The following is a 13,420-nucleotide window of genomic DNA, read 5'->3' on the forward strand; positions in this document are numbered from 1 at the left end:
CACCAGCCGCACACCATGGGGCCATGGCAGACGGCGCGACCACCGGTTCGAGCACGCAGCGAACGGCGTGTTCCTACTGCGGCGTCGGCTGCGGCATCGAGGTCAGCACCAGGGTCGTCGACAACCGGACGGTGATCGCCCGGATCTCGGGGGACAAGCTGCACCCCGCCAACTTCGGCCGACTGTGCACCAAGGGCGCGATGCACGCCGAGTTGATGGCCGCCGACGACGACCGGCTGTCTTCGGCGCTGCTTCGTCCCACCCGCGACGACGAACTGCTGCCCATCCCGGTCGACGATGCCGTCGCCGAGGCGGGGCGCCGGCTGCGGGCCATCATCGACGAGCACGGCCCGGATTCGGTTGCTCTGTACGTGTCGGGCCAGATGTCTATCGAAGCCCAGTATCTGGCGACCAAGCTCGCCAAGGGCTACCTGCGTACCGTGCACATCGAGTCGAACTCCCGGCTGTGCATGGCCAGTGCGGGTACCGGTTTCAAGCAGTCGCTGGGGGCCGACGGCCCGCCCGGCTCGTACACCGACTTCGACCGCACGGATCTGTTCTTCGTCATCGGCTCGAATATGGCCGACTGCCATCCGATTCTGTATCTGCGGATGGCCGATCGGCTCAAGGCGGGGGCGAAACTGATCGTCGTCGACCCCCGGCGCACCGCGACCGCCGAGAAGGCTGATCTGTTCCTGCAGATCAAGCCGGGCACCGATCTCGCGTTGCTCAACGGCCTGCTGCACCTCTTGGTCGAAAACGGCGACATCGACGCCGAATTCATCGCCGAGCACACCACAGGCTGGGAGACGATGCCGGAATTCCTGGCCGACTATCCGCCTGCCCGGGTGGCCGAGATCACCGGACTCGCAGAAGACGACATCCGCACCGCCGCGGCGATGATCGCCGAGTCGGGGGAGTGGATGAGCTGTTGGACCATGGGGCTCAACCAGAGCACGCACGGCACCTGGAACACCAACGCCATCTGCAATCTGCACCTGGCCACCGGCGCCATCTGCCGGCCGGGTAGCGGCCCGATGTCACTGACCGGTCAGCCCAACGCCATGGGCGGACGCGAAATGGGTTACATGGGCCCGGGATTGCCCGGTCAGCGCACGGTGCTCGCGGACGAGGACCGCGCGTTCGTGGAAGCCCAGTGGGATCTGCAGCCGGGGACCATTCGGGCCGAGGTGGGGCCGGGAACCGTCGGCATGTTCGAGCAGATGGCAGAGGGCAGGATCAAGGCCTGCTGGATCATCTGCACCAATCCGGTTGCGAGCGTGGCGAACCGCAAGACGGTGATCAACGGGCTGGAGGCGGCAAAACTCGTCATCGCCCAGGACGCCTACCGCGCCACGGCCACCAACCACTACGCCGATATCGTGCTGCCGGCCGCGCTCTGGGCCGAATCAGAAGGCGTCATGGTCAATTCCGAGCGCAACCTGACGCTGCTGTCGCCGTCGATCCCGCCGGCCGGTCAGTCCCGGCCGGACTGGCAGCTCATCTGCGGTGTCGCGGCCCAGTTGGGCTTCGGCGAACACTTCAGCTACGCCTCGGCTGAGGCGGTATTCGACGAGATCCGCCGGTTCGCCAACCCCAAGACCGGATATGACCTGCGTGGGGCGACATATGAGAGGTTGCGCCAGACGCCACTGCAATGGCCGTGCCCGCCGGTCGACGCCCCCGGCGGGGCTGGCGACCGCCATCCGATCCGCTACCTGAACGACGGGGTCAGCCAGGAGTCGTTCGTCGACGAGGACGACCATCGGCCACGGCTGGCTTTTCCCACGCCCTCGCGCCGCGCGGTGTTCCATGCCCGTCCACACATGGATGCGGCCGAACTGCCCGATGACGACTACCCGATGGTGCTCAACACCGGGCGGTTGCAGCATCAATGGCACACCATGACCAAGACCGGCAAGGTCGCCAAGCTCAACAAGCTCAACCCCGGGCCGTTCGTCGAGATCCATCCGGTCGATGCCCTCGAGCTTCAGATCGTCGCGGGACAGCCCGTCGAACTGGCTTCCCGTCGCGGCCGCGCGGTGCTGCCCGCAGTGCTGTCCGACCGTGTCCGGCCGGGCAATTGCTTTGTGCCGTTCCACTGGAACGACGAACACGGCGAGTACCTCACGGTCAACGCGGTGACCAACGATGCCGTCGACCCCGACTCGCTGCAGCCCGAGTTCAAAGTGTGTGCGGTCAGCCTGCGGCCCGCCCGGACCGTCGACGGTGCCCGGTACGGGCATCCGGTGGCGGCCGAACTCGGCATTACCGACGCACACAAGCCGGGCCTGACCGAGGACGAGAAGACCTACCTGGCCGGGTTTTTCACCGGCCTTGCGGAGGTTCCCGTCGGAGTTCCCGTGCTGCCGGAGTCCGCACCCGTCGGCTCCATGGTGCGACTGTGGGTGAACGGCATACTGGCCGGCAGGTATTCGCGGGCCAGCGTTTCCGAACGGCCCGTTGCCACCGGTCCGTTGGTGTTGTGGGCCTCGCAAACCGGTAACGCCGAGGAGTTCGCGGCCAAGCTGGCTGCCCGGCTGGATGGTGCGGCGCTGGTCAACATGGACGAGTTGGCGCTCGGCGAGCTTGCCGCCGCCCGGGACGTGCTGGTGGTCACCAGCACTTTCGGCGACGGCGGCCCGCCGGACAACGGCGCCGACTTCTGGGACCGGTTGGACGCACCAGACGCGCCCCAGTTGCACGGAATCCGTTACGCCGTACTGGGTATCGGCGACCGTGCCTACGGCAACTTCTGCGGGCACGCCAAGTCGCTGGACCGCAGACTGGCCGACCTGGGCGCCACCAAGCTGTTGGACCGCACCGAGTGCGAGGTCTACGACGACGAACCGCTGCATCGCTGGGCCGATTCGATCGCCGAACTGCTCACCGGCGAGTCCGCCGAGCCGCAGGGTTGGCGCGGCGGCGGCCGCCGTACGGTCATTCGCACCGAGCCGGACGAGTTCACCAGGGCCAAGCCGATTCTCGCGACGCTGCGCCGTAACGTTGTGCTCACTGCTCCGGGTGCGACAAAAGAGGTGCGGCACTTGGGCTTCGACATCTCCGACTATGACATCAGCTATGCGGCCGGGGACTCCCTCGGCGTGTACGCCACCAACGACCCGGCGGTGGTTGACGCCTGGTTGGCGGCCACCTCGCTGAACGGTGATTGCACCATCGAGGTCGACGGCACCGAACAGTCCCTGCGCGACGCCCTCATCTCGTCCTACGACATCTGTCGGGTGACCCCGAACCTGGTGAAGTTCGTCGCCGATACCTGCACCGACCGTTCGGCCACCAGGGTGTTGCGGGGTTCCGGCGAGCGGCTGAACAAGTGGCTGCGCGACCGTAACGGGCTGGACATCGTGACCGAGTTCGGCGTGCATGCCGAACCCGAACAGTGGCAAGAGGTGCTCGTGCGGCTGACCCCGCGCAACTACTCGATATCGTCGAGCCCTCTGGTGAGTCCGCACGAGGTGCAGTTGACCGTGTCGGTGGTGCGCTACCGCGGCGTCAACGGTGCCGCGCGGGCCGGGGTGTGTTCGACCTTCCTCGCCGATCGCGCCGCCGCGGCACCCGTGTTCCTGCAGCGCTCACCGCACTTCCGCCCGCCCGAGGACGCTGCCGCACCGATGATCATGGTGGGCCCGGGCACCGGCATCGCCCCGTTCCGCGGATTTCTCCAGGAGCGGCGCGCACTGGGACACGGCGGCCGCAACTGGCTGTTCTTCGGCGACCAGCACCGCAACGAGAACTTCTACTACCGCGACGAATTCGAGGAGATGGCTGCCGATGGGTTCTTGAACCGGCTGGATCTGGCGTTCTCGCGTGATCAGGCCAAGCGGGTCTACGTGCAGCACAAGATGATCGATTACGGTGCGGACGTGTGGCGCTGGCTGGACGACGGTGCGCATTTCTATGTGTGCGGTGACGCCGGCAGGATGGCCAAGGACGTCGACGCCGCGCTGACCACGATCCTGCGCACGCACGGCGGGATGTCGGAGGAAGGCGCCCGGGATTACAAGCGGGAACTCGTGGCCGAGAAGCGTTACGTCAGAGACGTGTACTGATCTGGTGGGCGCCGCTACCGGCCGCTGCTGTTTCCCAAGTCGTTCCACACGATCTTGGCAAGTTCGTCTCGGTCGGCGACGTCGAGCTTGATGCACGCCCGGTAGATGTGGCCTTCCACCGTGCGGACCGACACCGTCAACCGTTCGGCGATCTCGCGGTTGGACAGCCCCTGGGCCACCAACCCGGCCACTTCGCGTTCGCGTGCGGTCACCGGCAACGGCCGCGCCGCGGACCGGATCGCCGGGGTGGCCGCGCCGCCGCACTTCGACGCCAGTTGCAGTGCATGGGCGGCGGATTCGGTGCTGCGCCTGCGCTGGCCCGCCTTATCGTGCAGGGGCACCGCCTGTGCGGCGGAGTCGGCGGCTGACAGCAGCAGACCGGCTCGTTCGAAGGCTGCTGAAACCTCGTCGAGTTCCTTGGGATCGGCGGCGGCCACCGCTGCCGCGTGCCGGGCGTACAGTCCGGCCAGGGGGCCGTCCACGCGGTCCACCAGACCCTGCAGCCGCCGGACGACCGTCCGGTCACCGAACCGCGCGGCATGGTGCAGAGCTTCGGCCTCGACGGCGTGCTGGCCCGCCGAACGTGCGGCGTCCGCGGCCGTGCGTGCGACGTCGATCGCCGAGCGGTGCCCACCTTTCGCCGCGGCCAGCCACGCCTTGGCGAGCATCCGCTGCGGCTCGTGCAGGGCACACGACGGGCCGCTGTGTTCCTCGGCGTCCTCAAGGACCCGCTCGGCCTCGGCCGGGTTGCCGACCGCCGCGTAGGCCCGCGCCAGCAGCAGCCGGCCGGGCAACCGCCAGGGCAGCGACGTTTCGGCGTTGAGCGCGGCCAGCGCCTGCTCGATGGCCGAGATCGCGTCGCGGAACCGCCCGCTGTGGGTGGCGGCGGCACCGGCCATGATCTTGGCGATGGCCCATCCCGCGAACTGGCCGGCCGACGAGAACTCGGCGTACTCGTTTGCGCGCCGCTCGGCCAGGTCCAGCTGACCGGTGTAGGCCAACGCGAGGACCTCTCCGTAGAAGACCATGATCCGGATCATGCCGTCGGTGGTCTTGCGTTGCGCCCGGCAGCGCGCCGCGATCGGCTCGAAATCCTTGCCGCGGCCCACCACCGGCATCGCGAGGCCGGCACTGAACGCGGCGAAGTCGACGGCTTGGCGGGGCGCGTCGGGATTGGCCAGCACCCGCTCAGCGGTCGCCAGGCCGTCGGCAATTCGGTTCTCGTGGATGGCCATTCCCGCACCGGTGGCGTCTACGATCAGCTTGAGACTCGGGTGGCTGACCCGCGAATTCAATTGGTCCAGCACTTCATTGGCCCGGGTCACGTCGCCCATCGACCAGAACAGGATGGACAGCCGGGGTATGCCCCACTGCACGAGCTCCATCTCGTCCATGTTTTCCGGCGCGAACCGGGCCAGGATGCTGTCGGCCTCTACCGGATGCCCTTGCCACAGCAACGCTCTGGAGAGTAGCGCTGCGGCGCTCAGGCCGCCGCCGTGGTCGAATGCCGCACGTGCCAGCTGTTCTCCGAGCGGGAGGTTGGACAGGAAGACGGCGTCCTTGGCCGCGGTGATCAGCAGATCGATGTCTGCGCCCCGGTCACTTTCGACGCACAGCTGAGCCAGCCGGATGCGGCTCGCGGCCGAATCGAGGGCACGCTCGCGCAGAATCTGGGCGATGCGACCGCGCAGCTTCCGTGCGGACGCGGTCCCGACCCGGCGCCGGACCACGTCGCCGAACATCGGATGGCTGAACCGGGCACTGATCTGACCGGCCCCATTGGAGTCGTCGGCGACGATCCGGATCAGGCCCCGCATTTCGGCGGTGTCGACGGCGTCCTCGCCTGCCAGTTCCGAGAACGCGTCGATGTCGAGCGGCTCGCACAGCGACAGCAGTTTGAGCGCGTGCAGCACGTCGGGCCCGGCATTGGTGAGCCGTTCGTCGAGCAGCTCGACCAGCCCGGACGGGATCACGGTGGGGCCGCGGAACTGCCATACGCCGTCGACCTCGGCGAGGGTTCCCGCATCCACCGCACCCTCGACCATGTTGCGCAGGAACAGCGGGTTTCCGCCCGAGGACTCCCACATCACGTCGGCGCTGAGCCCCTCAAGCGTGCCGCCGAGCACGGTTTCGATCAGCGCGATGCTCTGCTGCTTGGTGAAGGGGTGCAGCTCGAACCGCTGTAGATAACCGTCTTTCCACAGGGAGGTGACGGCGTCGGGTACCGGCTCACCGCTGCGTACGGTCGCCACCAGGTGCCCGGCGTGCTCCACCGCGATCTGGTGCAGCAGCGTCGCGGACAGCTGGTCCAGCAGATGGGCGTCATCGATTCCCACCACCGTATCGCCTTCGGCGACAAGGGATTCCCAGGCGGATCCGATGAGCGCGATCGGATCACGGGATGCCGACGGCTGCACCCAGTGCGCGAAGGCCCCGAGCGGGATACTGCGCGACGACTCCGTGCACGCGGTCCAGTGCACCTTCTTGCGCAACGAGGAGGTGACGGTGCGGGCCAGGGTGGTCTTGCCGACGCCTGCCGCGCCGACAAGCACAACGCCGCAACTCTCGGTGCTGCTGAGCGCCGAGCGGATGGCCTCGTGCTCAGCAGGCCGGTCCAACAACTGCCATTGCCCGGGCATGAACTCAGAGTCTAAGCCTGCAGGCAGAAGAAAGTCGGGTTTGCCACCATCAATCCGGCAATTCGGAGATGTCGGCGGGCTCATGTCTGTCCACCCTGTTCATCTGGTGCCGGAAGTCGCTGGACGCCTCGTACACCTTTCTCTTCAACCGGTTGATGGAGCCCAACGGACGGTGTGCTTCCAAGCCGCGCCACGAGTTGAACGACAGCACGTCGTCACCGTAAGCCCGCCGCACCGCGCTGTAGGGGTTCTGCCGTCCGAACACGACCTTGGCCACCGGCAGATAGGGGGAGGCCTTCGCGTCCCAATGGACCCGGGCGTCCTCGATCGGCATCGTCTTCTCGTCGGTGCACAACTGCACACTCAGCTCGTACTCCGCGGTGTGCTTCGCGAAGAAGTCCATGATCAGATCCCGGTGTGCATCCTGGCTGGGATTGCGTGGAAGGCGTTGGTTTTCAAGATCTCGCACTTCTGTGGACAGCGGGGCGTATTTGAACCGCGCGACGTAGTCGCCGTAGCGGATGGGGGCCGACGAGAAGAACGTCTCGCCGAGAATGGGCCGGTTCTCGGCGATGAACACCGCCAGGTTGTCCGGGATGCGAAGGCCGATTCGCTTGAGGAGGCCGAGCAGTTCGCTCCCGGCCGCCAACGCGCTGTCGGGCAGCCTCGCCAGCACGGTTGCCGTCGGCATGCCCATCCGCAGGTAGTCGCGGGCCCCGCCGAACAGGAACTCCTCGTGAGTCACCAGGACGAAGTCCTGGGTGGTATTTGGTTCGTCGGCCATTGCTCGGGGGCCCTCGACGCCAAGTACTTTGACGCCGAGCCCGCGCACCCCGCGCATCTTGTCGCTGCGCAGCACACCGGAGGTGCTGGAGATGCGCGCGATGACGGGGTAGGTGCGCGGTTGGGCGAACATGCCCTGGGCCAACTCGGGTCTCAGGCCTTCGGCCACGATGAGCTCACCGCGCAGGATCGCGTGACTCTTGGCGTGCGCATCGCGCAGCCCGTGCTTGTACTTCCGGTAGGCCCGCTCGTTGTTCTTGCGCAGCTTCGCTGTGATCTTCTCGATCAGGGCGTCCTCGTCGGGTCTTGGCTGCTCCAGATCGGGGCGGTAGAGGATGGGCGGTGTGGTCCAGAGCTGGTGATTCTCGACGGCTTCGGTCATCGTGCGGTGGCCCTTCTTGTCGTATTCGGTTGCGATGCCTTCCACGGTGCGAACGGATTGCCGACACCGGCCAGAGCGGGGGCGAGTTCCGGAAAGTGCCGTAACAGCACCGATCGCATGTCGTTGTCGCGAACCCATTTCATGCCCGCAGCGGTGTAGACCTCGTCACGGAAGTCGGTGGTGAAGAATCGGTCGCTTTCCAGCCGTCGGGTCGCCATCAGGATGAACACCCGGAATGCGGTGTCGCTGAAGCCGAATCCGGGTGGCTTCGGTTCGGCATACAGGCCGATCATCAGGTCGACGAGATCGACGTCGTCGTAGACCTCCCGCAATTCGGCCGCCAGCACCGGGTCCCCGGTGAGTTCCTCGAACGTGGCTGCCGGCTTGAGCCGGAACAGCTTCCGGAACTCGTTGTAGCGGGGCACGCCCCGCTCCCTGGAGCGGATCACGTCGATCGTGGCGAGGTCGAGCACCGCTCCGTCGATGCGGTGCATCTCCTGTAGGTGGCGCGGGAAGTTGTGCAGTGACAACGCTCCCGGATTGGCCCGGCCGAACGAGTACAACAGGTCGGCCATCGGAGTCTCGGCGAGCCGGGCGCGCACATTGAGGGCCGAAAGCGCCGGCAACTCGTGCCGGATTGTCTCGCGGTCGTCGGCCAGCGAGCGGAAGCTGAACTCGTCCGGAATCAGCGGATGCATCCGATATACCGCCACGAACTCCTCCGTGAGCGAGTACGGCACACCGTGTTGTCTGGTCGGCGAGCCCGGTATGCCGTGCAGCAGCGCGCTGCGGGTCCTTCGGCCGAACCGGCGGGCGAATCGCTCACCGAGCACACCGAACCAGTTCGCCCGCATGGCGGACACCGTTGTGGGATGGGCGATGATCGCCGGCGTCCAGTCGACGGTGTGGATCTTCGCCATGAGCGCCGCGTTGACCAGGCGCGCCTTGTCGTAGAGCTGTTGGGCGGACAGGTGCGGGTAGGTCTCGGCGAGGTGATCGCAGATCGCGTTGTGCTCGCGCATGAACAGCGAGTGCAGCAGCGCCAAGCCGACCCAGAAGTTGCCGGCGGTGCTGGTCAGATCAAGGAGTGCCTCCACGTCGGCCGGCGGCAGACCGGAATCGTCGATGCGTAGCCTGCCGCTGTCCGCAGAGCGCAGCGCACTCGCGAATTCCGGTGTGGTGCCATAGATCTGGGACGCGTCCCACCAGTGCGAGTCCTGTGTCGTGAAGGTCGCCGGGCCGACCGGATCGGGGTGAGGATCCGGTGCGGTCCGCTCGACACGCATGGGGTGTTCCGGCCACGGGTCGTCGTTCTGCAGTGGTACCACCCAGGGCTGCGACGGGACCGTACCGTGGCTGAACCAATCGTGAACCTCGAACTGGATCCACGCCGCGGCGAGCAGGTTGAGAGTCGTAGCGGGCTGAAATCTCTCCCGTGTCAGCAACTTCCGGCTGATCAGCCGCGGGTTGGGGTCCAGCAGCCGGGCGGGGGTCTCGGGATAGGCGTACGCGGGCGGGACATTTCGACCGAACCGGCAGCCGACGGCGCCCATCTGCGGATCGTCGAGATCGTTGTAGCTGCCGTCGCGGGTGCGCGCGGCGCGGTAGTCCGGCGGCCGGCCGGCATCCGGCGGGCACCCGCGGCCGGCGTCGTAGAGATTCGAGGTGCGCAATTGGTGGCGCAGCCCGACGAGCACCGGCAGACCGAGCGCCTTGGGTAACCGGGCCCATCCGACGGATCGGTCGGCCAGCTGTGCGAAACGGGCCGCCAGCGTCTTCACTGTGCCGTCCTCCCCAGCGCCGTCAACACCCACATGCCGATTGTTGTGAGTGCCGGGCGCCAAGACACGAGTAGTCGGCTACTCGACCTGTAACTCCTATGGTGACCGATCGTGGCGTCCAGATAGGTAAAGCGGCCGATCTCCCCCGAATACAGGTAGCGCTCCACTCGTGAGTTTGCCAGCGTCCGGACTTACGTTTGGCGTGCATCACCGGATTATCCGGTCAGTTCGCATCAGGAGGGTCGGAAATGCTCACCGAATCCGCGCCACGTGAGATGGAACGGCCGTGACCGCCTGGCTGGCTGCGCTGCCCATGTTCCTGGTCGCAATCGGCGTCTACGACCTGCAGCGTTGGCTTGAACGATGGGACCACGACCGGCACCTGTCGGATTGACGAGAAATTGGAATTTGCCATGCGAATTACCGCCACACCATTTCACCCGCACAGCTGCACATCCGAACTGTGCCCCGTTCCGCCGTCACCGCAGGCTATCGCTGCGCTGTACGCGAGATTTCTGGAATTGAAGGAATCGGGCCGCGTGCCGAAAGCGCTCACCTTCGAGCAGTACTTCTCGGTCTGGCGGTCGTCGCGCCGCAGCGCGAACCTGCTCGGCCTCGACGACGGCGCCATTCGCCTGGGACCGGCTGCCGAGAAGGAGCACACGCAATTGATCGACCGGCCGGCCAGGGCGTTGCGGGGCGCGGTGCGCACCATCGTCCTGTTGGTCGACTTTCCCGACCACGAACACAATCCGAACCACACCACCGGCTACTACCAGCACATGCTGTTCAGCGAGGGCACCTTTCCGACGGGCAGCATGCGCGACTTCTATCGGGCGGCCAGCGCCTTCGATTCAGAGGCTGGCAACGGCATCGACGTCCAGGGTGAGGTGCACGGCTGGTTCCGCATGCCCCAACCGCTGAGCTTCTACGCCGACGGCAACTCGGGGATGAACGACAACTTTCCGCGCAACTCGCAGGGGATGGCCCGCGACGCTGTGCAGGCCGCGGTCGCCGAGGGCGTCGACTTCACGCCCTACGACGTACTCGGTGAGCGGATCATCACCGCGCTGTTCATCATCCATGCGGGCAGCGGGGCTGAGCAGACCACCGAGCGCAGCGACCTGTGGAGCCTGAAGTGGGTGATCCCCGGCGGCGTCGAAGTCGCCGAGGACCTTTCGGCGCGCACCTTTCTCACCGTGCCGGAGGACTGCAACATGGGCGTGTGCGCCCACGAGTGGGGTCACCTCGCGGCGCGCTGGGCCGACTACTACGACACCGGCCAGATCGAGCGGTCGCGGTCCAACGGCCTCGGCGGTTATTGCCTGATGGCCGCCGGCAGTTGGGGGCAGGGCGGCCTGACGCCGACATTTCCCAACGGGATGGTCCGGATGTTCCACGGCTGGATCGAACCGATCGAGATCACCGAAACCACCGCCGGGGTCACACTCGCACCCGCGGCCGAGGGCGGCACCATCGCGTTCGTCCGTAATCCGGCGACGATGAAGGAAACTCAGTACATCGTCGTCGAATACCGCCGCCGCAGAGCTCAGGACGCCTTCCTGCCCGACGAGGGAATCGCGGTGTATGTGGTCGACGAGAACATCACCAACGTCAATGACGAACAGGGCCTGGCGATCGAGTTGCTGCAGGCCGACGGTCGTCGTGATCTGGCCAAGATCTTCTCGCGGGGCAACTCCGGTGATACCAACGATCTGTACCCGATGGGTGAGCGACGCAGCATCGGTGAGACGACCGAGCCGCCGCTGAATCTGCCCGACGGCACTTGGACCGGTGTCACGATCGAAGTGTCGGGCACCCCGGGCCAGGACCAGATGAAGATCGATGTCGAAATCGGCTGAGGCAGTAATCGCCGACGCTCGCGTGCTGCGCATAGCACCATGTACCCAGGTGTCGACAACGCCGAGGGGGCGCGGTGAACTCAACTGAGAGCCAGACTTGGTCCGACCGGGTGCAGTGCGCGCTGGCAGCGCTTGAGGGCATGACCGAGCCGGCCGACTTGCCGAAACTCCGGGAGGCGGTGGCAGCACGGTTCGCCGCGCAGTTCGTCCAGCGGGATCGCCAATACGAGAACGACATGCCGTACTGGCACAACCGCGTCGAGGAGGCGGTCGAAAGCCTGCGGAAGCGACGGCTTGCAAGCCGGACCAAAAGTGGTGAGATCAAGCTGACCGCGGCCGGCCGCCGGGATGTCGAAAGCGCCTGTGAACGGGCATCGATCCCGGTCGAACGAACGGCCGCGGTAGCGCCTGCTCCTGACGAAATCCCCAGGCATGACCCGGTTCTCGCCGGCGTCATCACCCCGCCGTTGCGCCAGCAGATGGCGGCCGCACCGCCCGTCGACACGGCCGGCGAGGAACCGATGTCGATCATGATCGAGCTCAATCTGGGCTTCCAGCCGTCGATTCCGGACGCGATGGACCGGGTCCGGCACCTGTGGAGTTTGGTCGGTGCCACGGGAGAGCCGGTGGGATTGGCCGATCAGTTCATGGTCGGCGATCTGACCCCCGCACAGGTCAAGAGTCTGGTGTCGGCGGACGCGGTGCCGCAAAGCTGGCCGGGGCGCGCGATCTACCGGATCTGGCCGGATTTCGACGTGCACCCCCAGATCGACGCCTCGTCGAACACGGTCAAGGCGATCGCGGCGCAACGATCCTTCGCCAGTTGTGGTGACGGAATCGTCTGGGCGGTAGTGGATTCCGGGATCGACGAGAAGCATCCGCACTTCGCGCACCACCACACCCTGACCCATCCGTCGGTGGTGGATCTGCATCGTGATTTCACCGGCGGACACGCGCCGCTGACCGACACCGACGGCCACGGCACCCACGTCGCGGGCATCATCGCCGGCGGCCTGGTCGATTGGGGGGACAAGCAGGTTGTCGTGGCGGAGAAGCGTCTCAACAGCCCCGAACGCGGGGGAGACCCCATCATCCAACCGCGCGAGCTCAGCGATCCCGGCCGGCTCGCCGGCATGGCGCCGAAGACGAAGCTGGTGAGCCTCAAGGTGCTCGGGCCGGGTGACCAGGTGTCGAAGGTCAGCCGGGTGATGCAGGCCCTGGCGCACGTCCGGGCACTCAACGCCGGAAGTGAACGGGTGCCGCGCATCCACGGTGTGAACCTGAGCCTGGGATACCAGTTCGATGCCGAGTGGTACGCGTGCGGCCAGAGCCCGATGTGCGTGGAGGTCGACAAGACCGTGCGGTCGGGAGTGGTGGTGGTCGTCGCGGCCGGTAACTCCGGGTACATCTCGTTGAGCCCGGCCTTCGGTAAGGACTCCGTGAAGTTCACCGCGGACATGACGATCAACGACCCGGGCAATACCGAGAGCGCCATCACTGTCGGGTCGACACATCGCAGTTCGCCGCATACCTTCGGCGTCTCCTATTTCTCGTCGCGCGGTCCCACCGGCGATGGGCGACGCAAACCCGATCTGGTGGCCCCCGGCGAGCGCATCACGTCGGCAGCCGCGGGCACCCGGCGGGATACCGTGACCAATCAGATCGACGTCGGCGCCGAGGTGCCGGTGTACATCGAGGAGAGCGGCACCAGCATGGCTGCGCCGCACGTGTCCGGCGCGATCGCGGCTTTCCTGTCGGTTCAGCGGGAGTTCGTCAGCCGGCCCGAGGCGATCAAACGGATCTTCGTCGAGTCGGCGACCTCGCTGGGGCGCGACCCCGCGTTCCAGGGCAGTGGCCTGCTGGACCTCATGCGTGCACTGCAATCCGTGTGATGTGAAAGGAC

General features: G+C 66.5%; 6 protein-coding genes. 3 read left to right on the plus strand and 3 right to left on the minus strand.

Annotated elements, in window-relative coordinates; genetic code table 11:
• Positions 1-23 precede the first annotated feature (23 nt).
• Entirely contained in the window at positions 24-4,070 is a 4,047-nt protein-coding gene (locus tag ABQF30_RS19850; RefSeq protein WP_448466892.1) for a bifunctional nitrate reductase/sulfite reductase flavoprotein subunit alpha, read from the plus strand.
• Positions 4,071-4,084: 14 nt separating this feature from the next.
• Here the strand turns inward: ABQF30_RS19850 and ABQF30_RS19855 are convergent, their stop codons facing one another.
• From ABQF30_RS19855 to ABQF30_RS19865, 3 genes are read right to left on the minus strand one after another with little or no spacing between them, the layout of a single operon-like run.
• Complete coding sequence (locus ABQF30_RS19855; protein WP_448466894.1) at positions 4,085-6,709, minus strand: helix-turn-helix transcriptional regulator; 2,625 nt, start codon at positions 6,707-6,709, stop codon at positions 4,085-4,087.
• A 49-nt stretch (positions 6,710-6,758) separates the two neighbouring features.
• Positions 6,759-7,874 carry a catalase family protein gene (locus ABQF30_RS19860; RefSeq protein WP_448467258.1) on the minus strand — a complete coding sequence of 372 codons (1,116 nt, stop codon included), beginning with the start codon at positions 7,872-7,874 and terminating at the stop codon, positions 6,759-6,761.
• Positions 7,871-9,625 (minus strand): peroxidase family protein, encoded by a 1,755-nt coding sequence (locus tag ABQF30_RS19865; protein ID WP_448467259.1) that lies wholly within the window; start codon positions 9,623-9,625, stop codon positions 7,871-7,873. The genes ABQF30_RS19860 and ABQF30_RS19865 overlap by 4 nt, the downstream gene beginning before the upstream one ends.
• A gap of 569 nt (positions 9,626-10,194) precedes the next feature.
• Between ABQF30_RS19865 and ABQF30_RS19870 the strand changes: the two genes are divergently transcribed.
• Together ABQF30_RS19870 and ABQF30_RS19875 are read left to right on the plus strand one after the other, a co-directional pair.
• Entirely contained in the window at positions 10,195-11,517 is a 1,323-nt protein-coding gene (locus ABQF30_RS19870) for a M6 family metalloprotease domain-containing protein (RefSeq protein ID WP_448466896.1), read from the plus strand.
• Between the two features lie 74 nt (positions 11,518-11,591).
• Positions 11,592-13,409 carry a S8 family peptidase gene (locus tag ABQF30_RS19875; protein WP_448466898.1) on the plus strand — a complete coding sequence of 606 codons (1,818 nt, stop codon included), beginning with the start codon at positions 11,592-11,594 and terminating at the stop codon, positions 13,407-13,409.
• Positions 13,410-13,420 lie beyond the last annotated feature (11 nt).

It is taken from the genome of Mycolicibacterium sp. XJ870 (assembly GCF_053483975.1).